This window comes from Roseobacter denitrificans OCh 114 (assembly GCF_000014045.1).
GTDB classification, from domain to species: Bacteria; Pseudomonadota; Alphaproteobacteria; order Rhodobacterales; family Rhodobacteraceae; genus Roseobacter; species Roseobacter denitrificans.
Genome location: NC_008209.1, coordinates 3,764,336 through 3,785,841 on the forward strand (window position 1 = coordinate 3,764,336; position 21,506 = coordinate 3,785,841).

A 21,506-nucleotide genomic window follows, 5' to 3' on the forward strand; every position below is an offset into this window, starting at 1 on the left:
ACATCATGGCGGCTATTACCACAATCCAGGATCTGAAAGACCTGCACGAACGCCGTGTGCCCCGGATGTTTTACGACTACGCCGAAAGCGGCAGCTGGACGGAACAGACGTTCCACGAAAACACCACCGATTTTGCGAAAATCCGCCTCAGGCAGCGGGTTGCCGTGGATATGACCGGGCGCAGCACCGCGGGCCGGATGATTGGCGAGGATGTCGCCATGCCGGTGGCTCTGGCACCCGTCGGCTCAACCGGCATGCAGCATGCGGATGGTGAAATCCTCGCAGCACAGGCCGCTGAGGCCTTTGGCGTGCCTTTTACGCTGTCAACGATGTCGATCTGTTCCATTGAGGATGTCGCCGCCAATACCAGCAAGCCGTTCTGGTTCCAGCTTTATGCAATGAAGGACAAACGCTTTGTGGAGCGGGTCATCCAGCGCGCCAAGGACGCGAAATGCTCGGCGCTCGTGCTGACGCTTGATTTGCAAATACTCGGGCAACGTCACAAGGACATCAAGAACGGGCTGAGCATTCCGATCAAGCCGACGGTGCCCAACCTCATCGACCTTGCCACCAAATGGCGCTGGATTGCAGCCATGGCGAAAACCAAACGCCGCCAGTTCGGCAATATCGTAGGCCATATTGAGGGCATCAGTGACATGACATCCCTGTCGATCTGGGCTGCCGAAAGCTTTGATCCCAAACTGAACTGGGACGAGGTCAAGGAAATCAAGAAGATGTGGGGCGGACCACTCATCCTCAAGGGTATTCTGGATGCTGAGGATGCCAGGATGGCGCTGAATGTCGGCGCGGATGCAATTGTCGTATCAAACCACGGCGGGCGGCAACTGGATGGGGCGCTGTCGTCGATCCGGGCGCTTCCGGCGATTCTGGACGCGGTTGGCGACAAGGTCGAGGTGCATATGGATGGCGGCATCCGCTCTGGTCAGGACGTGTTGAAAGCCTTGGCGCTGGGGGCAAAGGGCACCTACATCGGCCGCGCCTTTGTGCACGGGCTGGGGGCGATGGGTGGTCCCGGCGTGACCAAGGCGCTGGAGATCATCCACAAGGAACTGGACACCACCATGGCGCTCTGTGGGGAGACCGATGTCGCTGACCTTGGGCGGCATAACCTTTTGGTGCCAAAGGATTTCGAGGGGCAGTGGCAGTCGCCTTGATGCGTCAATGACCTGCGGGGGTGTTCAGGCATCCCTGACCGGATGTGCGGCGGCGCTGCGCCCCAGGGCGGGCAAGAGAACGAGGGCCGTGACCACCATGATGCAGGCCACGAGGATGAACCCCGCCCGCAGCCCGAAGGCCTCAGAGGTGAACCCCATCAAGGGCGGCCCAAAGAAATAAGCCCCATACCCCATGACAGAGGCGCGGCTGATCGCGTCAAGGCGCGCCTCGGGGGCGACCGTCCTGCCGATCAGCGCGAGCGCAAGGGGTGCGATGACCGACACCCCGAGCCCGGCCAGACCAAAGCCCAGATAGGCGATCATCAGGGACGGCGCGACCCCGGCGACGCACAGCCCAAACGCGGAGAGCAGCGCCGCGATGCCCATCAGTCTGAGTTCAGGCATGTGATGCGACATGAAATGCCCCGCGAGGCGCCCCACCCCCATGGTGAGCCCGAGAATGGCAGGGCCCAACGCCCCCTCGGAAGGATCACCCCCAAGCGTGCGTTCCAGATGCAGCGCCGACCACCCTTCGGCGCTGGCCTCAACCAGAAAGGCGACCAGCACCACAAAACCACCCAGAACGGTCAACAGGCGTGCCACCGATACCGACGCCCGCGCAGCAGCGGCGGGCACCGGTCGGGGCTTGGATGCCGGTTCAACCATGATCCATGCCAGCGCGATCGTGACACCGCAGAGCAGCGCGAAAATCTCAACTGGCGTCCAGTGCAATTCGCGAAACGCCCCGGTGGCCATCGCCGCAGCCCCATAGGCAAAAGAATAGATGGCATGATTGAGGTTCATCAGGGGGCGGCCTGATGCCTCTTCGGCTTCGGCGATGCGCACATTGGCCAGAACATCCACAACACCTGCGGCGATGGAGGCCACGACCATCATGAGCGTAAACAGCAGCCATTCGGTTGCCGCCCCCGCGCCCAGCATCCCCAGCGCGATCAGCACAGAGGCGCAGGGCAACGCCCACCGCCCCGCGACGCGGTCGGCAAACGGCGCAAGCCACATCGCGGTCACGGCGGCCAATGACGCCACCAGAAGCAAGGCACCATAGGCCCCGTCAGAGGCGTCAATAGCCGTCTTGATCACCGGCATCTGCGCAAAAAACGCAGCCCATGCGGCAGCCATCAGGGCGAACCCTGTCAGCGGTCTGCGCGATATCCACAGGTCAAGCAAAAATCCCATGACTTTCCCTGCCATGCCGCGCCAATTCCAACAAGTCGCCTGTTTGCAAAAACCGCTTTCCATGGCGGATAATCCGGTTTATACGCGCGGCTTCACGTGGGGCTACAGCCTTGGAGGAGCCCCACCCTTACATATTGGAGAGTATCAATGGCTGGAGAAATTCCGGATCTTGTCGCTCAGGAACGGACGGGGACAGGCAAGGGCGCCGCTCGTCAGGCACGCCGCGACGGCATGGTTCCTGGTATCGTTTTTGGGGGTGATGTCGACCCGCTGCCGATCAACATTCCGTTCAACGTGCTGATCAAGAAACTGCGTGAAGGGCGTTTCAAATCGACCCTTTTCAACATGAAGGTCGAAGGTCACGACGACGTACGTGTGATCTGCCGCGACGTGCAGCGTCACGTGGTCAAAGACCTGCCCACACATATCGATTTCATGCGTCTGAAGCGCACCACCAAGATCAACCTCTTCATCGCGGTTGAAGTGGAAGGCGAAGACGTCGCACCGGGTCTGAAAAAAGGCGGTGTTCTCACATTGATCCGCCCTGAAGTCGAATTGATTGTGACAGCGGGCGATATCCCCGATCACGTCACCATCGACATTTCGGAAATGGAAATCGGCGACAACATCACGATTTCTTCGGTGAACCTGCCGGAAGGTGCCAAGCCGACCATTGACCGTGACTTTGTGATTGCTCAGCTTTCCGCACCTGCGGGTCTTGTATCCTCTGATGACGAAGAGGAAGAGGACGGTGCCGAAGAAGCCATTGAAGCCACAGAAGAGTAAATCGCCAGTCAACGCGATAAGCTATGCGGGGCCCTTTGCGGCCCCGTATTTCGTTTTGGATCATGCTCGGCTATGCTGCACCGCAATATGGAGGAAACCGTCGCGTGAAACTGATCGTTGGGTTGGGCAATCCGGGCCCGAAATACGCCGGTCACAGGCATAATATCGGCTTCATGGCGCTGGACCGTATCGCCGCGGATCACGGCTTTGGCGCGTGGAAAGACAAGCACCAGGGCAGTCTCAGCGAGGGGCGTTTTGGCAGTGACCGTGCGGTCTTGCTGAAACCGCTAACCTTCATGAACAACTCGGGTCAATCGGTTCAGGCGGCGATGCGCTTTTACAAACTTGAACCGGAGGATGTGATTGTCCTGCATGATGAGATCGACCTCGCACCGGGCAAAGTGAAATACAAGACCGGCGGCGGGCATGCAGGTCACAATGGGCTACGCTCGATCCATGCGCATATCGGGCCTGAATACGCGCGCGTCAGGCTGGGGGTTGGCCATCCGGGGCACAAGGACCGCGTACCCGGCTATGTATTGCACGATTTTGCCAAAGCGGATCAGGATTGGCTGGATGATGTGTTGCGCGGTGTCAGCGACGGTGCGCCCTTTCTTGCCACCACTGAGGCTGCAAAATTCAGCAACGCGGTTGCGCTGCGCGTGTCGCCCCGCCGTTCCGGCACCGGGCAAAAGGGCAAGGACAAACCACCCGCGCCCGCAAAACAACAGGCGACGGCGACCAAGGCAGAACCCGAACCCGACACGCGTTCTGCACTGCAAAAGCTGATGGAACGCTTCAAGTGAACATACGAGACGCGTTTGCCGATCAGGCGATCAGCTGCGCGCGCCTTGGTTCGCCCTTCATGGGACAACTGCTGGGCATTCTTGCGGATCACTGGCCTGCCGACAGCCGGTTGGGCCGGTATTTTGCGAACTTCGGCGGAGATATTGGCCCGGCTGGTGCCTCCCTGCCGCTGCGCATTGCGGGCGGATTGCATGCGCTGGTGCTGAGTGACCGCGCACCTGCGCTGACGCGGGTCTATCCCCCGCACCAGAGCGAAGATACGCTGCTGCGTGACGCGGTGCTGCAAGCGCTGCGTACCCACGAGGTCTTTCTGCTCGATTGGGTGCAAAGCCCGCCGCAAACCAATGAGGTACGTCGCAGCGCTGCGCTGATGCCCGGCGCGGCGGTGGCTGCGACCTATTTCGATCTGCCGGTCTACCTGTCCGAGCTTGGCGCGAGCGGGGGGCTGAACCTCATGTGGGACCGCTTTGATGTGGCGCTGCCGGAGGGGCGCTTCGGCGTGCGAGCGCCCGCACTTACCCTGCGCCCGCAATGGGACGGGCCGATGCCCCCGCAACGCTTGCCACAGATCGCAGAGCGCGCGGGCGTTGACCTCAACCCGCTCGACCCCCGCGACCCTGCGGACCTGCTGCGCCTGACCGCTTTTCTGTGGCCGGACCAACCTGAGCGGCTGGCCTTGACCAAAGCAGCCGCATCGGTTGCCTGCACAAAGATGGAGCGCGGTGATGCCATCGACTGGCTGGAAAAACGGCTGGCAGACGCGCCAGACCATCACATGCACCTGATCCAGCACACCGTGGCGTGGCAGTATTTCCCCAGCGCCGCGCAGGCCCGAGGCCGCGCCCTGATCGAAGCGGCCGGTGCGCAGGCCACGCAAACGCGCCCCCTTGCGTGGCTTTCACTGGAAACCGATGGCGATACCAAAGGCGCATTGGGCGCGGCGCTGACCCTCAGGCTATGGCCGGGCGACAGAACGCTGTACCTTGGTCGCGCGGATTTTCATGGCCGATGGGTCAAATGGGCGGGCGCGACCTGATGCGCCGCTTTGGAAAATGGCTGGGGCGCGTCTTGCTGGCCGCCCTCTGCGCGGCACTCGTCATAGGCCTTTGGAAGGGCGAGGAAATCAAGCGCCTGATGGCAGTCAACAGCCTGTTTGAGCCAGACCTTATCGTCCGGAATTTCAGCAATATGGATGCAGCATTCCTGCACACCCCCGTTGGAGAAGCCCAGACGCCGCCCTCTGCCCTGCCGGATGGTCCGAAAATGACCCTGCCCGATGGCACAGCGGCATGGCTCGCCGCGCGCAAGGTCACATCTCTGGTGGTGCTGAGCAATGGGCAGCTGGTCCATGAAAGCTATCATCTCGGCACCAAAGCCGAAGACAGGCGCATCAGTTGGTCGCTGGCCAAAAGCTATATCTCTGCCCTGACCGGCATCGTTTTGGCGCAAGGGTCCATCGCATCGCTTGATGATCCGGTGACGCGCTATGCACCGCGCCTGAAGGGCGGCGCCTATGACGGTGCCACGGTGCGCAATGTGCTGAATATGGCCACTGGCGTGACCTTTGACGAAGACTATACCGACTACGATTCCGACATAAACCGCATGGGGCGCGTGCTGGCGTTGGGCGGGCTGATGGATGATTTTGCCGCCGGACTTACGCAAACCTTCGCGCGCCCCGGCAGTGAATGGCAATATGTGTCGATTGACACCCATGTGCTGGGCATGGTGATCCGTGCTGCGACGGGGCGGTCCGTGGTCGACTTGATGGGGGCGCATATCATCACGCCGCTGGGTCTGGAAAGCACGCCCTACTATCTGACGGATGGCGCGGGTGTGGCATTTGCCTTGGGCGGGTTGAACATGACCACGCGCGATTATGCGCGCTTTGGTCAGATGATGGCGCAACACGGGGCATGGAACGGACGCCAGATCGTCCCGAAAAACTGGGTCATCGACTCCACCACTGCCTCGGCGCCAACCGGTCCGGATGAATACGGCTATGGCTATCAATGGTGGATGCCGCGTGACGCAAGACCGCGTGAATACATGGGACGTGGCATTTATGGCCAATACCTCTACATCAACGAGGAACAAGGGGTAGTTGTTGCGCTGACAGCAGCGGATGCCGCGTTTCGCGATGCGGACGTGCAGCAACAGAACATCGCGCTGTTTCGTGAGATAGCCGATCGTGTGCAAGGAGATGCAAATGGAAAAAGATGACAGCATCAACGTATTGGGCGAACCGCTCGTGATCTGCGGCACCGACCCGGTCACGGGGTTCTTTCGCGACGGGTATTGCAACACCTGTGCTGCCGATCAGGGCAGCCACACGGTCTGCGCCGTGATGACGGCGGAGTTCCTCGCGTTTTCCAAATACCTCGGCAACGACCTCAGCACTCCGCGCCCCGAAGTATGGGTTTGCAGGGCTTGAAACCCGGGCGATACATGGTGCCTCTGTGCGAGCCGGTTTTACAGGCCCACACCGAGGGGCTGCGCACCACGGATCAGCCTTCGAGGCGACGCATAGAGGGCACTGGAAAATCGTACCGCTGGAAATTCTAAGCAAGCATGCCATGAGCTGACACGTTGGACGTATCGCATCTTTCCCATTAACCTTTGTTATCGGCGGTCTTCTGGGAGGAATAAGATGAAACTGACGTCAATCGCGCTCGCCCTATTTGCATTCAGTACAACGTTGTGCAGCGCCACGACATACACGTTCGACGTAACGGCTCGAGTAGATGGTGCATTTCTGCGTAACCCGGCCGAAAATGCACAGGTGGTCAAAGGCGGGGACCTCAACGTGAGGATGACCTATTCCTTTCCACCCTCGCGGCAGTTTGGCGGCGATTACTTGTATAACCCGGGATTGGAAACGCTGACCCTCACAACGCCGCAAGGCTACAGGCTCGTGCTGGACAACCGCCTCGTGTCGATCGCCAGCATCGGCACAACAGATTTCTTTACTGTGCAGAGTTTCCTGTCTGAGGACCCGAATGGGTGGAACTTCGCGATGGATATCAACGCTACGGGGTGGCGCAATGGCGACACAAGCCTGCCAACCATGTTTCCGTCAACTTTCGACAGCGCGTTTCTCACGGCCTATTTTCTTGACGAACAGGATCAAATTCAGGGGATAGATGCGACGATCCTGTCCGTGACGCCCGCCACTGTTCCGCTACCCGCATCGGGCCTGTTGTTTGCATCAGCCGGGCTGATGATCGTCTGGCGACAGCGTAAAACTGCGAGGCTGCAACGTCGCAACGCAAGCCTGATCTGCGCCTGAGTGCGGTTCAGGCAAACTCCCCCATCTCGAACCCAAGCGCTTTGGCAACGGTAAAGATATCCTTGTCGCCACGCCCGCACATGTTCATGCAGATGATGTGGTCAGATGGCAGGTCAGGTGCGATTTTCATCACATGGGCCAGCGCGTGGCTGGGTTCCAGCGCCGGGATGATGCCTTCAAGTTCGCAGCACAACTGAAACGCCTCAAGCGCTTCGACATCCGTGATCGACACATATTGCGCGCGCCCGATGTCATGCAGCCATGCATGTTCCGGCCCGATGCCCGGGTAATCCAGACCCGCCGAAATTGAGAACCCTTCGAGAATCTGACCGTCATCATCCTGCAACAGATACGTCCGGTTGCCATGCAGCACGCCGGGCCGCCCGCCTGTCAGCGATGCGCAATGCTCCATCTTGGCATTGACGCCTTTGCCGCCCGCCTCGACGCCGATGATGCCAACCTCCTTGTCGTCGAGAAACGGATAGAACAGGCCCATGGCATTGGACCCGCCCCCGATCGCTGCGATCACCGTATCCGGGAAGCGGCCCTCCGCAGCGGTCATTTGCGTGCGCACTTCCTTGCCGATGATCGCCTGAAAATCCCGCACCATGGCAGGGTAAGGATGTGGACCCGCAACCGTCCCGATGCAGTAAAACGTGTCGCGCACATTGGTCACCCAGTCGCGCAGGGCGTCGTTCATCGCATCCTTCAGCGTCCCACGACCGGAGGTTACCGGCACAACCTCAGCCCCCAGAAGCCGCATGCGGAACACATTCGGGGCCTGCCGTTCAACGTCATGCGCGCCCATGTAGACGACACATTTCAAACCGAACTTTGCACAGACCGTCGCCGTGGCCACGCCATGCTGACCCGCGCCCGTTTCCGCAATGATGCGCGTTTTGCCCATCCGGCGCGCCAGAATGATCTGGCCCAGCACGTTGTTGATCTTGTGCGCGCCGGTATGGTTCAGCTCATCACGTTTCATATAGACCTTTGCGCCGCCCAGATGATCCGTCAGGCGTTCGGCAAAATAAAGCGGGCTGGGTCGGCCCACGTAATGGGTCCACAGGTCATTCATTTCGGCCCAGAAACTTTCATCCGTCTTGGCGTTTTCATATTGCTCTTCCAACTCCAGAATCAGCGGCATCAGCGTCTCGGAGACAAAGCGCCCCCCGAAATCGCCAAAACGTCCGTTTTCATCCGGACCCGTCATGAAAGAATTGAAAAGATCATTGGCCATGATACGCACCTTTGTTCGCAGAACTGACCTTCTGACTATCCTGCACGCCACAGGTAAACAAGGCGTTTTGGCCGCTGCAAGCCTGCGACCCGTTGCCTAAGTCGTCTGACGGAATACCTGCACCTTCAAGCATCGCATAACGCGTTGTAATCTCTGATTTCGGGCAGCGTTGCGTGCTTCAGGTTTTTCGCATGACGCCTTAGGGCGGACCAAATTCAAAGGGTAAGGGTGTCGCGGTGCTATCGGCGATACTGCCGGTTCGGGAGGAGACATCAGACAGATGGAGCGTACTGCCGGCCCCGGCACGATCCACATCCGTCTTTGTCCCGGCAATAACGCCAATAGCGGTCACGGCAACAGAGGCAAAAGCGACGAGAAGGACAAATTTCACTTTTCTATTCCACAAATCTGCAACTCAGACCTATGGATGATCTGCTGCTAACACTTTCTTAACAAAGCGCCAGCGGCAGGTCTGTGAAGTGGGTCACAGAAGAGAGGGAATGCTCTTTTTGTTGGCCGCCTGCACGAAAGCGTCGAAAAGCTGCGCGTCTTTTGTTCCCGGCGCGCTTTCCACGCCCGACGATACATCGACCTGCCGCGCGCCGGTCAGGCGAACCGCATCCGCGACGTTTTCAGCCGTCAGCCCCCCGGCCAGCATCCACGGCCGGCTCCAGTACTTGCGGTCCGCCAAAAGCTGCCAGTCAAAGGCCAGTCCGTTGCCGCCCGGCAGATCGGCATCTTTCGGTGGTTTGGCGTCGATCAGGAGTTGATCCGCCACCGCACTGTATTGATCAATTGCGGGCAGGTCGCTGGCATCGGCAACGCCCAATGCCTTCATCACCGGCAGACCATAGCGTGCCTTGACCTGCGACACACGCTCGGGCGTTTCGCTCCCGTGCAGTTGCAGCATATCCAGCGGGACCCGCGCCGCCAGCGCATCCAGAAACGCATCATCCGCATTTACCGTCAGGGCGACCTTCGCCACACCGGTGGGTGTTTCAACGGCCAGGGCACGCGCTTGATCGAAGCTTACATTGCGCGGCGATTTCGCAAAGAACACGAACCCGACATAAGCCACGCCCGATGCCGCCGCCGCAGCAACATCGTCCGCCGTCGACAGACCGCAAATCTTGACTGAGACACTGTTGTTCATGGCACGGTTTGATCACGCCAAAGGCGGCACTGCAAGGGCTTCAGCTGGCCTCTTCCAGCAGGGCGATCACTTCGTCCTTGCCTTCGTGCTTTTCGCCCTTGAGCCGTTTCACCTCACGTTGCAGGCGGCGCATCTCGCGCGCCTGACGCGCCGCCTCGGCACGTTGTGCATGCTCGCGCAGCCATTCCCAGACAAATCCGACGAACAGGCCGACGATGATACCGCCAAAGATGATGATGAACAGCGGCAACTCGATTTGCGGGTTCATCGCGAACCAACCTGCAACCTCATTCGGGATCAACTGGATAGAAACGTGCTCCCTGTTCGCAACCGCGACAGAGATCAGGGCGATGCCAAAAGTGGCGATCAGAGCGTATTTGATGTAGCGCATCAGGATTTCCCGTTAAGGCGGTCGCGAAGAAGTTTGCCCGTCTTGAAGAACGGCACATGCTTTTCTTCCACGTGCACCGTCTCGCCGGTCCGTGGATTGCGTCCGATACGCGCGTCCCGCTTCTTGACCGAAAATGCACCAAAGCCGCGCAACTCGACCCGGTCGCCGCGCGCCATGGCGCCTGTTACTTCCTCGAATATGGTATTCACAATCCGCTCCACATCTCTTTGGTACAAATGTGGATTTTCGTCAGCTATCTTTTGGATCAGCTCAGAACGGATCATAGCAACACCCCCCAGGATTATGTGTAGCGCTTTGGAGCGCATTGCATAAACTATAGAAAGTTTCTGTCGCCACGGAAAGTCAGCCTGTGAAGCGGTTTCCAGTTTTTTCTTGGTGAAGGCCCTGTATTCGCGCAGTTTTTCGCCATTATCGTCAAGTGCCACAACAAAGGGCAGCGTTGCGCGTGCCTTGCTGCGGTGCAGCTAAGGCGATGATTCGATTTAGGTAGGGCAGGCAAGCGATCCCTTCATGGGCTGACCATGTGAAAACGGAGGTGTCGGTCTGTGGTACATTCCAACGCATGTGCTTGCGCCGCCAAAAACAAGGCCCCGGCAACCTTTGTTGCCGGGGCCTTTGATCTTCAAACCCGAAAAATGTCACTTCAGGGTCGCAGAACGTTTAGTATTATTTGTCGTCGTCGCCTTTCAGCGCCGCGCCAAGGATATCGCCCAGGGAAGCACCGGAGTCCGAAGAGCCATACTGTTGCACGGCCTCTTTCTCTTCCGCGATCTCGCGCGCTTTGATGGAGACACCCAGACGACGCGATTTTGCATCGACATTGGTGATCCGCACGTCGACCTTGTCACCGACCGAGAAACGCTCGGGGCGCTGCTCTGCACGGTCACGGCTGAGGTCGGAGCGGCGGATGAAGGATTTCATGCCTTCATATTCCACTTCGACACCACCGTCTTCGATGGCGGTGACGGTCACGGTCACGATGGACCCACGCTTCACGCCGCCCACGGCTTCGGCGAATTTGTCACCACCGACGCCCTTGATCGACAGTGAGATACGCTCTTTCTCGACATCCACTTCGGAGACAACGGCCTGCACCATGTCGCCTTTGCGGTAGTTCTGGATCGCATCTTCGCCACGTTCGTCCCAAGACAGATCCGACAGGTGAACCATGCCGTCGATGTCGCCGTCCAGACCAACAAACAGACCGAATTCGGTGATGTTCTTGACTTCGCCTTCGACTTCCGTGCCCTCGGGATGTGTTTCCGCGAAGACTTCCCATGGGTTGCGCATGGTCTGCTTGAGGCCAAGGGACACGCGGCGCTTGGCACCGTCGATCTCCAGAACCATGACTTCGACCTCTTGGGAGGTTGACACGATCTTGCCCGGATGCACGTTCTTCTTGGTCCAGGACATCTCGGAGACGTGTACCAGACCTTCAACACCGGCTTCAAGCTCAACAAAGGCACCGTAGTCGGTGATGTTGGTCACGCGGCCTGTGTGGGTGGAACCCAGCGGGTATTTCGCGGCCACCAGATCCCATGGATCTTCCTGCAGCTGCTTCATGCCGAGGCTGATGCGGTGTGTCTCTTTGTTGATCTTGATGACCTGCACCTTGATCGTCTCACCGATGGTGAGGATCTCGGAGGGGTGGTTCACACGGCGCCATGCCATGTCGGTCACGTGCAACAAGCCGTCTACGCCACCAAGATCCACAAAGGCACCGTATTCGGTGATGTTCTTGACCACACCGTCAACTGTCTGGCCTTCGGACAGGTTACCGATGACTTCGGCGCGCTGTTCGGCACGGGATTCTTCAAGGATCGCGCGACGCGATACAACGATGTTGCCCCGGCGGCGGTCCATTTTCAGAACCTGGAAAGGCTGCTTGAGACCCATCAACGGGCCTGCATCCCGCACGGGACGCACGTCAACCTGAGAGCCGGGCAGGAAGGCGACAGCACCACCAAGATCGACCGTAAAGCCACCTTTGACCCGGCCAAAGATTGCGCCTTCGACACGCTCTTCGCTGGCGTAGGCTTTTTCCAGACGGTCCCATGCTTCTTCGCGACGGGCCATCTCACGGGAAATAACCGCCTCGCCCTTGGAGCTTTCGACCTGACGGAGGAAGACTTCCACTTCATCGCCAACAGCGATTTTGGGGGCTTCACCGGGGTCTGCGAATTCTTTGAGTTCGACGCGGCCTTCCATCTTGTAGCCTACGTCGATAATGGCTTGGCCCGCTTCAATCGCGATGACCTTGCCTTTGACAACCGATCCCTCTTCGGGGGTGTCCATTTCGAAGCTTTCTTCTAAGAGTGCTTCAAACTCATCCATCAGATTTGCCATGTGGCGTCGTTTTCCTAACTTGGTTTGTTTCTGGCCGTGCGGTTGTCTCCGCCGGTCTTTGACGATTTTGCACTGACGGGCCGGGCCCTGCGCTGAAACAAACGAAGGGCCGGTGATCACCGACCCTGCCTGTTTTCCTCAGCCGCGTGGCTTTAGCGCCCCGTCAATGCGCCGCTCTTAACGTGGTTTTGTCGCGGTATCAAGGCATGTGATAACGCGCGGTGCAATTCGGCAAAACACCGTCAGCCCGCATGAGGCGCCCTATTCGCCGCGCGCGATCAAAGCTCTTCACCGCGTTTTTGCAACTCCTCCAGCAGCTTCTGATAAATGCCGCTGGAATCACCGCCCCCAAAGACCGACGCGCCTCCGGAATAACTCTGCCCATAGGTCAGCGCGACACTGACCGTCTGCGCCAATCCGGAAATCAGCTGATCGCGCTCCAGCGGCGACAGGGGATGGATGAACACGCCCCACAACCGCCCCTGTGCCACAGCATATCGCGCATCAAGTGCCGAATCGAAATTGGCCTGCATCAGGCGCAAAAGCTCTGCCTGCTCCAGCGCATCGGCAGAGCGGATCGGCACCATGGCCCGCATACGATCCGCACGCGGGTCCGCGATCACGATAATGGGGATGTCCTGAATGGTAAATTCAAAGGTCGGGCCGCGCTGCGATACGTCGGGGTCAAGGGCCGCGATGATGCCCGCCATCCGCTCCATCGTCATCGGCCCTTCGGGCGTGGGCACGTCTTGCCCGCGCGCCATTGTCGACACCACAAACAGGACGGTCAATAATGCAATCCGTATCATTCCAAACCCTCTCGTATCTATATAGTGGAATGATAGCGTTCGAAGGCCGTGTTGACCAAGCACCGTTTTGTGAACGGCCTGATGATCATCAAAAAAGACGCGTCCCGCGGCGCGCGCCGACGGGGACCGTTACGCGCGCCGCGCCTCGATCGCCTTGATCGCTGCGGCAACCGCCTCTTCAATATCCAAGGTCGAGGTGTCAATCGTCACCGCGTCGGCGGCGGGTTTCAAAGGGGCCTCGGCGCGGTCCCGATCACGGGCATCGCGTTCCAGAACATCTGCGAGAACCTGTTCAAAACTGATCGCCGCGCCTGCTGCGACAAGTTCATCAAAGCGGCGGCGCGCGCGCACATCTGCACTGGCCGTCACGAAAATCTTGGCCTCCGCATCCGGGCAGATCACCGTGCCAATATCACGCCCATCCAGAACCGCGCCTCCGGCCCGTCTGGCAAAGCTGCGCTGGAAATCAAGCAGGGCCGCGCGCACCTCGGGAATGACAGCGACGCGGCTGGCGGATTGCGCGACTTCCGGGCTGCGCAGGTTCGCGCCTTCCAGCATATCAGCGGAAAGCCGTTGCGCTGCCTGCAGCGGCTCCATCCCCAAAAGCACCTGCGCCCCGACTGCCCGGTAGAGCAACCCCGTGTCCAGATGGCGAAACCCGAAATGCGCAGCGACCGCTTTTGAAATCGTGCCCTTACCCGCGGCGGCGGGTCCGTCGATGGCAATGGTGAAGGCCGCGTCCGACATCGCGCCCCTAGCCGTTGTCGCGCTGAATGCGCGCACCCAATTGCGCCATCAAGGGTTCGAAAATGGGAAAAGACGTCGCGATGGGCCCGGCATCATCAACCGTAACCGGCTTTTGCGTGGCCATGCCCATCACAAGGAACGACATGGCAATCCGGTGATCAAGGAAACTTGCGCAGGTCGCCCCACCGGCCACATTCCCATGGCCCCGCCCCGTAACAACCCACCAGTCGGGGCCATCCTCAACAGCCACGCCGTTGGCGCGCAGACCGCTGGCCATGGCATCAATGCGGTCACTTTCCTTGACACGCAGTTCCTTGACACCGCGCATGACCGTATCGCCGCGCGCAAAACTCGCCACGACAGACAGCACGGGATATTCATCAATCATGCTGGCCGCGCGCGCCGGTGGCACCTCGATGCCCGTCAGGTCCGGTGAAAACCGCGCGCGCAGGTCGGCGACCGGTTCGCCGCCTTCAACGCGTTCGTTCTCATAGGTCAGATCCGCCCCCATTTCACGCAGCGTTGTGAACAGCCCGGCGCGCGTCGGGTTCAACCCGATCCCCGGCACCAGAACATCCGACCCGGGCACAATCAACGCCGCGCAGACCGGAAAGGCCGCAGAGGAGGGATCGCGCGGCACGTCGATCTTTTGGGATTTCAATTCGGGTTGGCCAGTCAGGGTGATCACCCGGCCTTCGTCCGCGTCTTCAACCGAAATCTCGGCCCCGAAACCTGCCAGCATGCGTTCCGTGTGATCACGCGTCGCCTCAGCCTCGATCACAACTGTCTGTCCCGGCGCGTTGAGACCAGCGAGCAACACCGCCGATTTCACCTGCGCAGACGGCACCGGCACAGTGTAAGTCACCGGCACAGGCTCTGCCGCACCGACCACCGTCATCGGCAGCCGCCCGCCCTGTCTGCCGTAGGACTGCGCCCCGAACAGCGCCAGCGGATCGGTAACCCGCGCCATCGGTCGCCCGTTCAGCGAGGCATCACCGGTGAATGTCGCACTGATCGGGGATGTGGCCATGGCCCCCATGATCAACCGTACACCGGTGCCTGAATTGCCGCAGTCAATCACACCATCAGGTTCGGCAAACCCGCCAACACCGACCCCATGCACGGACCATTCACCACCGCCATGATCGGTGACTGTGGCCCCAAAGGCCCGCATGGCTTTGGCGGTATCGAGCACATCCTGCCCCTCAAGAAGGCCGGAAATCCGTGTCTCGCCCACGCTCAGCGCGCCCAGAATCAACGACCGGTGCGAAATGGATTTATCACCGGGGACACGGGCCTCACCCGTCAGAGGCCCGCAGGCGCTGGATGTCATTGGAATGGGAGCGCCGTGGCTGGACATGATGCATCTCGGTATTGAACAGAACTGCCGCTGGATTAGCGGCAAGGCGCTGCTGCGTCCAGCCCATTCGGGTCTCGGGCTGCCTACTCCCTGACAAAGGTCAGGTAATGCGGCGTGCGCCCTTCGCGCAGCGCCTTTTGTTCATATCGCGTGGAAATCCAGTCGGGCCAGGGTCTGCGCCAATCCTGCGGCGCGTTCGCCAACCATTTGAACCCATGCTTTGGCACTTCCTGCAGGGTTTGCCGGACATAGTCTTCGATATCCGTGGCCACGCGAAAGACCGAGCCGGGCTTGAGCGCCCGCGCGAGCGGGTCGAGGTGTTCTGCCGTGACAAACCGACGGCGGTGGTGGCGCGCTTTCGGCCATGGATCGGGATAAAGCAGAAAGGCTCGGTCGATCGAGGCGGCCGGCAATACATCCATCAGATCGCGGGCATCGCCCGCATGGACCGCGAGGTTTTCAACACCCGCGCGCCGGATCTTACCAAGCAACATCGCGACACCGTTGATGTAGGGTTCCGCCCCGATGATGCCGATATCGGGGTTTTGCGCGGCTTGGTGCACAAGATGCTCGCCCCCGCCAAAGCCGATTTCCAGCCAGACAGGCTTGCCTTCAAACAGCCCGGGCAAATCGAGAGGCCTGCGATCGGGGTTTTCCTCCCAGCCCACAGCTCCGGGCGAGAGCGCTGCGAGGTCTTCATCAAGGTAGCGCTTCTGCGCCGCCTTGAGCGACTTACCCTTGAGGCGACCATAAAAGTTTCGATGTGGGCGTGTTTGTTTGCTCATGGCTGCCGTTTAACGGGCCATGAAAACCGCTGCAACATTGCAACGGGCAGAAGTTGGTTGGCAATATGCTGCCGGACGGCCCGCCATGATGGGGCGTCCGGCGGCCTCGTTCTGTTACAGCGCCGCTTTCAGCACGTCTGCAAGGTCGGTTTTTTCCCAGCTGAACCCGCCATCGGCATCAGGCGCACGCCCAAAATGACCATATGCCGCCGTCCGCTCATAGATCGGTTTGTTCAGGTGCAGATGTTCACGAATGCCGCGCGGGGTCAGATCCATGACCTTCCCGATCGCGCGTTCGATCTCTTCTTCGTCCACTTCGCCGGTGCCGAAGGTGTCACAGTAGATCGACAGCGGCTTGGAGACACCAATCGCATAGCTGAGCTGGATCGTACATTTGTTCGCAAGCCCTGCCGCAACCACGTTCTTGGCCAGATAGCGCGCCACATAGGCGGCTGAACGGTCCACTTTCGTCGGATCCTTCCCCGAGAAGGCACCGCCACCATGCGGGGCAGCCCCTCCATAGGTGTCCACGATGATCTTGCGCCCGGTCAGACCGGCATCGCCATCTGGGCCGCCAATCACGAAAGTGCCGGTCGGGTTCACCCACCATTCCGTATCGCCTGTGATCCAGCCATCGGGGAGGACTTCGCGAATATAGGGTTCAACGATTGCGCGGATATCGTCGGAGGTCTGGCTTTCATCAGCATGCTGCGTCGACAGAACGACAGAGGTGACACCAACCGGTTTGCCGTCCTCATAGCGCACCGAAAGCTGGCTCTTGGCGTCGGGGCGCAGGGTTGGTTCGGTTCCGTCTTTGCGCACCTCGGCAAGGCGGCGCAGCACTGCATGTGCATAGTGGATCGGCGCGGGCATGAGTTCCGGCGTTTCGTTGGAGGCATAGCCGAACATGATACCCTGATCGCCGGCACCTTCATCCTTGCCTTTTGCGGCATCAACCCCTTGCGCGATATGCGCGGATTGTTCATGCAGCAGGTTTGTCACCTGGCATGTGGCATGGTGGAACTTGTCCTGCTCATAGCCGATGTCCTTGATGCAGGCGCGTGCAATCGCTTCGATCCGGTCCATGTAGTCGTGCAGCTTGTCTTTATCCGACAGCCCCACCTCACCGCCGATCACCACACGATTCGTCGTGGCAAAAGTTTCCGCAGCGACACGCGCTTCGGGTTCTTCGGCGATGAACGCATCAAGAACCGCATCCGAAATCCGGTCACAGAGTTTGTCCGGATGTCCTTCTGAAACGGACTCCGAGGTGAAAACGTAGTTTTTGCGGGACATTTATCGCTCCAATCGCCAATGAAGAACCACGTCAGGAAGCCGTTGTGGTTCGCTGCAACTGCTTACGGTCGCGCTATGGCAAGGTCAATCGCTATATGACCACCGTACGGTGGTCTGTCGCAGGCGGATAAACCCAAGAGCGACAAGCAAAAACACGAGTACCGGGACGTCTCCAAACCAGCTGTACGGCGTCGCGGGGTCTGGGCGTGGGAGGGGCGCATCTATGAAACCGGCCTGCCCGAGGGGCAGACTGGAAATGATCCGCCCCGCCGGGTCAATCATGGCGGAAATCCCTGTATTGGCCGCGCGCATCAATGGCAAACCCTGCTCAATTGCGCGCATGCGGGCCTGTGCCAGATGCTGCTGGGGCCCCGCGTATTGTCCGAACCACGCGTCATTTGTAATCTGCAACAGGAAATCCGGGCGCGCGGGCGCCGCGTTGACGCCATGGGCAAAGACAGCCTCGTAACAGATCAAGGGCAGCGCCGTGCCCAAAGGACCAAAATCCAAAAGTTCAGGACCGGGGCCGCTGCTGAAGATGCCAGCTTGCGCCACAAGGGCGGATAACCCAAGACGGTTCGCAAGGCCCGCAAAGGGCATATATTCGCCAAAGGGCACGAGGTGGTGTTTGTCGTAAATCGCCTCTGGCGCGCCTGCGGGGTCTATCACGGCAAGCGCGTTTCGCAGGTGGACCCCTTCCGCGCGCAATGCCCCCAAAACGACTGGCGCGCCATTGCCCGCGCGCCCGATTTCCACAAGCGCCGGACCCGCCGTCTCCAGACGCCACGGAATTGCCGTTTCCGGCCAAACGACCAGATCGGGCGTTTGCGCCGCCGATTGCGCCGGGGCGGCGGTCAGCGCGAGCTGTCGGGTAAAGAACACCTCTGCCATCTCAGGCTGCCATTTGAGATGTTGCGCGGCATTGGGCTGGATGAGCCGCACCCACGTGTCACTCAGCACGGCCGCAGGACGTTGCAACGGCGCATGGAGCGACCACAAGACGGCGGCAAGAACGACGGCCTGCCCCGCTTTGACCGGCCACCGCCCCGACAGCGATACCACCCAAGCGCAAAGCAAAAGCACAAAGTTCGCCGCATGCGGCCCCCCCAAGGCAAGCACCTGCGACAGGGGGCCGTTGATTGTCGCCTGCGCCGGGCTTGCCCATGGAAAACCGGTAAAGACATAGGCCCGCGCCATTTCCGCAGCCGTCCATGTCAACACCAATCCGAAGGCCGCATGCGACAAAAGCCGGGCCGCCCAAAAGGCAGCAGCCCAGAACAGCGCAAGCCCAAGGCTGAGCAAGGCAACCGCAAAAGGGGCCATCCACCCGTGGCGGGCGGCATCCACCTGAAAAGGTTCAACGATCCAGATCAGCGCCAGCGCGAAATAGCCGCAGCCAAAGGCCAACCCCATGACCGCCGCCGCGCGGGGCCGTGTCTGGATGCGCCACAGATGAAATGCCCCGGCCAAAGCGATCAGAAGCACGGCAGGCTGATCGTAAGGTGCCTGCCCAAAGGCGGCGAACACACCCAAGGCTGCGGCCAGCACGATTTGCGCGACCCATGGGAATCTCATCAACACGGCACCCGCCGAACGCCCCGGCGCAGGTGTCACGCCGTTTGAGCCGCCGTGCGCACCCGCAGCCTTTTGATGCGGCGCGGGTCTGCGTCGATCACCTCGAATTCGGGACCGTCGGGATGCACCACGACCTCGCCGCGCGCCGGGACACGCCCCGACAGCATGAAGACCAACCCGCCCAGCGTTTCGATCTCTTCTTCATCGACCTCTTCATGGGCGGTCAGGGAGGTGCCGATTTCAGCCTCGAAATCCTCAAGCGGAGTCTTTGCCAGGGCCAGATAGCAGCCCGGCTTTTCTTCGGTGAAATAGACGCCCTCATCCACGTCGTGTTCGTCTTCGATTTCGCCGATGACCTGTTCGATCAAATCCTCGATGGTGACCAGCCCGTCCACACCGCCATATTCGTCAATCACCAGCGCCATGTGCCGACGCTCTGCCTGCATTTTGGTCAAAAGCACGCCAATGGTCATGGACGGCGGCACATAAAGCAGCGGACGCAGCATTGCGCGCAGATCAAACCCCTTTGATCCGCCGTTAAACCCATAGTTCAGCGCCACATCCTTGAGGTGCAAAAATCCGATGGGCGTGTCCAACGTGCCATCGTATACCGGCAGCCGTGTCGAGCCGCTTTCCTTGAAAACGGCGACAGCCTCATCGAGGGTCGATGTCGCCGGAATCGCCGTGATATCGGCCTTGGGGATCGCGACGTCTTCAACCCGCATCCGGCGCAGGTTCATCATGCCGTGTGTTTGCTGGCTCTCCCGATGGTTCTCGGTCGGCAGTTCGACAACATCGCCCTCAGATGGGCTTAATGCGCCGATCACGCGGCTGAAGAACCCTGCTTGCTTTACAGGTTCGTCGTCTTGTGGGGGGGTGATTTGTTCACGCGCGCTTTGCGCTGCGTCAGATGATCCGTCGTTGTCGCCCATTGGGTCCTGTTCTGAATTAAAGCGGGAGCATCCGCCTACTACACCATATATGGGTCATCAAACCCCATTTTGCCAAGTATTTTAGCCTCAACGCCCTGCATAAGCGCGGCATCTGAGTCCCGTATATGATCATACCCCAATAAATGTAACGTTCCATGAACGATCAGATGCGTTACATGCTCCGCAAGCGGCTTGCCCAGATCGGCGGCTTCACGCTCACATGTCTCATAGGCAATCGCCACATCACCCAAGGTGAGCGCACCCGTCACATCCACCGTCGGCGTGGTGGGCACAGCACCGGCGACCACCGGTGCCAGATCAGCGGCGGGCCAGCTCAGCACATTTGTCGCCGTCGCCTTTTCGCGAAAATCGGCGTTCAGAAGTGCGATACGCGCATCATCGCAGGCCAGATACGAAACCTCCGCAGCCGCAAGATCAAGGGTCAGGGTATCAGATATGGCGCGCAGCACATCCCGAACCAGCACATCAAGATCCATGGCTGCCCAGCGGTCATCTTCGATCAGAATATCAATATCCATGCGCCAGTCCCTGAACCGATCCGCAAAACGCGCAATTCACGCCTTGGGCGTCGGGTCAGCCTCATAGGCTTCGATGATCGCAGCCACCAGCGGATGGCGCACCACGTCTTTTGAAGTGAAGTAGTTGAAACTGATCTTGGGGATCGCTTTCAGCAACCGCTCCGCATCCGCCAGTCCCGACGCTGTGCCGCGCGGCAAATCAATCTGCGTGCGGTCCCCTGTGATCACCATGCGCGACCCCTCGCCAAGGCGGGTCAGGAACATCTTCATCTGCATGGTGGTCGCATTTTGCGCCTCATCCAGCACTACAAAGGCATTCGACAACGTCCGCCCGCGCATAAAGGCCAGCGGTGCGATCTCGATCTGCTTTTCCTCGATCAGGCGGGACAGCTGTTTGCCGGGCAGAAAATCGCCCAACGCATCGTAAAGCGGCTGCATGTAAGGATCGACCTTGTCTTTCATGTCACCGGGCAGAAACCCCAGCCGCTCCCCCGCCTCAACGGCAGGGCGTGACAGGATAATCTTATCCACCTGCCCCGACAAAAACATCGACACCCCGACCGCAACGGCAAGATATGTCTTGCCCGTCCCCGCCGGACCAATGCCAAAGGCCAGTTCGTTTTCAAACAGCGACTGCACATAGGCTTTCTGCGCATCGGTCCGAGGTTCCACCCGTTTCTTGCGGGTCTGGATCTCGATGCGGTTTCCGATGGGCATCTCCAGCTGGTGCCCGTCCTCGGGCGCCGCGACTTCCTCGAAGGGGCCCATGCGCAATTCGCGGTCCACATCGCCCGCCTCGACAGCGCGCCCGCTTTCCAGCCGGGCATAAAGCGCATGCAACACGCGCATCGCATCCGTAGAAGCATCATGGCTGCCCACAACGGCCAGCTGATTGCCACGCCGCACAATCTGCACGCCCAACGCCTTTTCCACCTGCGCGAGGTTTGCGTCATAGGGCCCGCACAAGTCGATCAGCAGACGATTATCGGGGAATTCAACTGTGCCACCGGGTGCGGCGGTCAAAACATCAGTCGCGCTTGGGTCATCGGGCGGCAATA

Annotated in this window: 22 protein-coding genes, 1 pseudogene and 1 riboswitch; of the genes and pseudogenes, 7 read left to right on the forward strand and 16 right to left on the reverse strand. The window is 59.9% G+C overall.

Annotated elements, in window-relative coordinates; genetic code table 11:
* The first annotated feature begins 5 nt into the window (after positions 1-5).
* Positions 6-1,175, forward strand: a complete 1,170-nt coding sequence (locus tag RD1_RS17840; RefSeq protein WP_011569967.1) for an alpha-hydroxy acid oxidase — start codon at positions 6-8, stop codon at positions 1,173-1,175.
* 24 nt (positions 1,176-1,199) lie between these two features.
* Here RD1_RS17840 and RD1_RS17845 read toward each other — a convergent pair whose 3' ends face one another.
* Positions 1,200-2,372 (reverse strand): MFS transporter, encoded by a 1,173-nt coding sequence (locus RD1_RS17845; protein WP_044033528.1) that lies wholly within the window; start codon positions 2,370-2,372, stop codon positions 1,200-1,202.
* 147 nt (positions 2,373-2,519) lie between these two features.
* Here RD1_RS17845 and RD1_RS17850 point away from each other — a divergent pair, with 147 nt between their 5' ends.
* The 6 genes and pseudogenes from RD1_RS17850 (at position 2,520) to RD1_RS17875 (ending at position 7,254) form a co-directional block, all read left to right on the forward strand.
* Complete coding sequence (locus RD1_RS17850) at positions 2,520-3,158, forward strand: 50S ribosomal protein L25/general stress protein Ctc (protein WP_011569969.1); 639 nt, start codon at positions 2,520-2,522, stop codon at positions 3,156-3,158.
* Positions 3,159-3,262: 104 nt separating this feature from the next.
* A complete protein-coding gene (pth, locus tag RD1_RS17855) occupies positions 3,263-3,964 on the forward strand; it encodes an aminoacyl-tRNA hydrolase (RefSeq protein WP_011569970.1) in 702 nt (233 codons plus the stop codon).
* The gene (locus RD1_RS17860; protein ID WP_011569971.1) at positions 3,961-5,001 is read left to right on the forward strand and encodes a DUF2332 domain-containing protein; all 1,041 of its coding nucleotides are present in this window, start codon (positions 3,961-3,963) and stop codon (positions 4,999-5,001) included. The genes pth and RD1_RS17860 overlap by 4 nt, the downstream gene beginning before the upstream one ends.
* Positions 5,001-6,188 (forward strand): serine hydrolase domain-containing protein, encoded by a 1,188-nt coding sequence (locus tag RD1_RS17865; RefSeq protein ID WP_011569972.1) that lies wholly within the window; start codon positions 5,001-5,003, stop codon positions 6,186-6,188. The genes RD1_RS17860 and RD1_RS17865 overlap by 1 nt, the downstream gene beginning before the upstream one ends.
* A pseudogene (locus RD1_RS17870) lies at positions 6,175-6,550 on the forward strand (DUF2237 family protein). Before RD1_RS17865 ends, RD1_RS17870 begins: the two are co-directional and overlap by 14 nt.
* A gap of 65 nt (positions 6,551-6,615) precedes the next feature.
* On the forward strand, positions 6,616-7,254 hold the full coding sequence (locus tag RD1_RS17875; protein WP_011569974.1) for a hypothetical protein: 639 nt from the start codon (positions 6,616-6,618) through the stop codon (positions 7,252-7,254).
* Positions 7,255-7,261: 7 nt separating this feature from the next.
* Here RD1_RS17875 and trpB read toward each other — a convergent pair whose 3' ends face one another.
* The 15 genes from trpB to RD1_RS17950 all read right to left on the reverse strand — a co-directional run bounded on the left by trpB (position 7,262) and on the right by RD1_RS17950 (position 21,504).
* The gene (trpB, locus tag RD1_RS17880) at positions 7,262-8,494 is read right to left on the reverse strand and encodes a tryptophan synthase subunit beta (protein WP_011569975.1); all 1,233 of its coding nucleotides are present in this window, start codon (positions 8,492-8,494) and stop codon (positions 7,262-7,264) included.
* A gap of 199 nt (positions 8,495-8,693) precedes the next feature.
* A complete protein-coding gene (locus tag RD1_RS17885; protein ID WP_044033250.1) occupies positions 8,694-8,885 on the reverse strand; it encodes a hypothetical protein in 192 nt (63 codons plus the stop codon).
* Positions 8,886-8,978: 93 nt separating this feature from the next.
* Positions 8,979-9,647 (reverse strand): phosphoribosylanthranilate isomerase, encoded by a 669-nt coding sequence (locus RD1_RS17890; protein WP_011569976.1) that lies wholly within the window; start codon positions 9,645-9,647, stop codon positions 8,979-8,981.
* A gap of 40 nt (positions 9,648-9,687) precedes the next feature.
* Positions 9,688-10,038 carry a lipopolysaccharide assembly protein LapA domain-containing protein gene (locus tag RD1_RS17895; protein ID WP_011569977.1) on the reverse strand — a complete coding sequence of 117 codons (351 nt, stop codon included), beginning with the start codon at positions 10,036-10,038 and terminating at the stop codon, positions 9,688-9,690.
* Complete coding sequence (ihfB, locus tag RD1_RS17900; RefSeq protein WP_011569978.1) at positions 10,038-10,322, reverse strand: integration host factor subunit beta; 285 nt, start codon at positions 10,320-10,322, stop codon at positions 10,038-10,040. The genes RD1_RS17895 and ihfB overlap by 1 nt, the downstream gene beginning before the upstream one ends.
* A 403-nt stretch (positions 10,323-10,725) precedes the next feature.
* On the reverse strand, positions 10,726-12,405 hold the full coding sequence (gene rpsA, locus RD1_RS17905; protein ID WP_011569979.1) for a 30S ribosomal protein S1: 1,680 nt from the start codon (positions 12,403-12,405) through the stop codon (positions 10,726-10,728).
* 278 nt (positions 12,406-12,683) lie between these two features.
* Positions 12,684-13,214, reverse strand: coding sequence for a hypothetical protein (locus tag RD1_RS17910; RefSeq protein WP_044033251.1), 531 nt, complete (start codon positions 13,212-13,214; stop codon positions 12,684-12,686).
* A gap of 129 nt (positions 13,215-13,343) precedes the next feature.
* The gene (locus tag RD1_RS17915; protein WP_011569981.1) at positions 13,344-13,961 is read right to left on the reverse strand and encodes a (d)CMP kinase; all 618 of its coding nucleotides are present in this window, start codon (positions 13,959-13,961) and stop codon (positions 13,344-13,346) included.
* Between the two features lie 7 nt (positions 13,962-13,968).
* The gene (gene aroA / locus RD1_RS17920; RefSeq protein WP_011569982.1) at positions 13,969-15,321 is read right to left on the reverse strand and encodes a 3-phosphoshikimate 1-carboxyvinyltransferase; all 1,353 of its coding nucleotides are present in this window, start codon (positions 15,319-15,321) and stop codon (positions 13,969-13,971) included.
* 83 nt (positions 15,322-15,404) lie between these two features.
* Entirely contained in the window at positions 15,405-16,106 is a 702-nt protein-coding gene (gene trmB, locus RD1_RS17925; protein ID WP_011569983.1) for a tRNA (guanosine(46)-N7)-methyltransferase TrmB, read from the reverse strand.
* Positions 16,107-16,220: 114 nt separating this feature from the next.
* The gene (metK, locus tag RD1_RS17930) at positions 16,221-17,402 is read right to left on the reverse strand and encodes a methionine adenosyltransferase (RefSeq protein WP_011569984.1); all 1,182 of its coding nucleotides are present in this window, start codon (positions 17,400-17,402) and stop codon (positions 16,221-16,223) included.
* A gap of 4 nt (positions 17,403-17,406) precedes the next feature.
* A riboswitch (SAM-SAH riboswitch) is annotated at positions 17,407-17,456 on the reverse strand.
* A 30-nt stretch (positions 17,457-17,486) separates the two neighbouring features.
* Positions 17,487-18,977 carry an apolipoprotein N-acyltransferase gene (gene lnt, locus RD1_RS17935; protein WP_011569985.1) on the reverse strand — a complete coding sequence of 497 codons (1,491 nt, stop codon included), beginning with the start codon at positions 18,975-18,977 and terminating at the stop codon, positions 17,487-17,489.
* A gap of 35 nt (positions 18,978-19,012) precedes the next feature.
* Positions 19,013-19,909 (reverse strand): hemolysin family protein, encoded by an 897-nt coding sequence (locus RD1_RS17940; protein WP_011569986.1) that lies wholly within the window; start codon positions 19,907-19,909, stop codon positions 19,013-19,015.
* A 38-nt stretch (positions 19,910-19,947) separates the two neighbouring features.
* Positions 19,948-20,448, reverse strand: a complete 501-nt coding sequence (gene ybeY, locus RD1_RS17945; protein WP_011569987.1) for an rRNA maturation RNase YbeY — start codon at positions 20,446-20,448, stop codon at positions 19,948-19,950.
* 36 nt (positions 20,449-20,484) lie between these two features.
* Positions 20,485-21,504, reverse strand: coding sequence for a PhoH family protein (locus RD1_RS17950; protein ID WP_011569988.1), 1,020 nt, complete (start codon positions 21,502-21,504; stop codon positions 20,485-20,487).
* Between the last annotated feature and the right edge of the window lie 2 nt (positions 21,505-21,506).

Bases quoted from the DNA above. Each gene is read 5' to 3' on its own strand.
- RD1_RS17840 (WP_011569967.1), top strand. From the start codon at position 6: ATGGCGGCTATTACCACAATCCAGGATCTGAAAGACCTGCACGAACGC.
- RD1_RS17845 (WP_044033528.1), bottom strand. From the start codon at position 2,372: ATGGGATTTTTGCTTGACCTGTGGATATCGCGCAGACCGCTGACAGGG.
- RD1_RS17850 (WP_011569969.1), top strand. From the start codon at position 2,520: ATGGCTGGAGAAATTCCGGATCTTGTCGCTCAGGAACGGACGGGGACA.
- RD1_RS17865 (WP_011569972.1), top strand. From the start codon at position 5,001: ATGCGCCGCTTTGGAAAATGGCTGGGGCGCGTCTTGCTGGCCGCCCTC.
- RD1_RS17875 (WP_011569974.1), top strand. From the start codon at position 6,616: ATGAAACTGACGTCAATCGCGCTCGCCCTATTTGCATTCAGTACAACG.
- trpB (WP_011569975.1), bottom strand. From the start codon at position 8,494: ATGGCCAATGATCTTTTCAATTCTTTCATGACGGGTCCGGATGAAAAC.
- RD1_RS17890 (WP_011569976.1), bottom strand. From the start codon at position 9,647: ATGAACAACAGTGTCTCAGTCAAGATTTGCGGTCTGTCGACGGCGGAC.
- RD1_RS17895 (WP_011569977.1), bottom strand. From the start codon at position 10,038: ATGCGCTACATCAAATACGCTCTGATCGCCACTTTTGGCATCGCCCTG.
- ihfB (WP_011569978.1), bottom strand. From the start codon at position 10,322: ATGATCCGTTCTGAGCTGATCCAAAAGATAGCTGACGAAAATCCACAT.
- rpsA (WP_011569979.1), bottom strand. From the start codon at position 12,405: ATGGCAAATCTGATGGATGAGTTTGAAGCACTCTTAGAAGAAAGCTTC.
- RD1_RS17910 (WP_044033251.1), bottom strand. From the start codon at position 13,214: ATGATACGGATTGCATTATTGACCGTCCTGTTTGTGGTGTCGACAATG.
- RD1_RS17915 (WP_011569981.1), bottom strand. From the start codon at position 13,961: ATGTCGGACGCGGCCTTCACCATTGCCATCGACGGACCCGCCGCCGCG.
- aroA (WP_011569982.1), bottom strand. From the start codon at position 15,321: ATGTCCAGCCACGGCGCTCCCATTCCAATGACATCCAGCGCCTGCGGG.
- trmB (WP_011569983.1), bottom strand. From the start codon at position 16,106: ATGAGCAAACAAACACGCCCACATCGAAACTTTTATGGTCGCCTCAAG.
- metK (WP_011569984.1), bottom strand. From the start codon at position 17,402: ATGTCCCGCAAAAACTACGTTTTCACCTCGGAGTCCGTTTCAGAAGGA.
- lnt (WP_011569985.1), bottom strand. From the start codon at position 18,977: ATGAGATTCCCATGGGTCGCGCAAATCGTGCTGGCCGCAGCCTTGGGT.
- RD1_RS17940 (WP_011569986.1), bottom strand. From the start codon at position 19,909: ATGGGCGACAACGACGGATCATCTGACGCAGCGCAAAGCGCGCGTGAA.
- ybeY (WP_011569987.1), bottom strand. From the start codon at position 20,448: ATGGATATTGATATTCTGATCGAAGATGACCGCTGGGCAGCCATGGAT.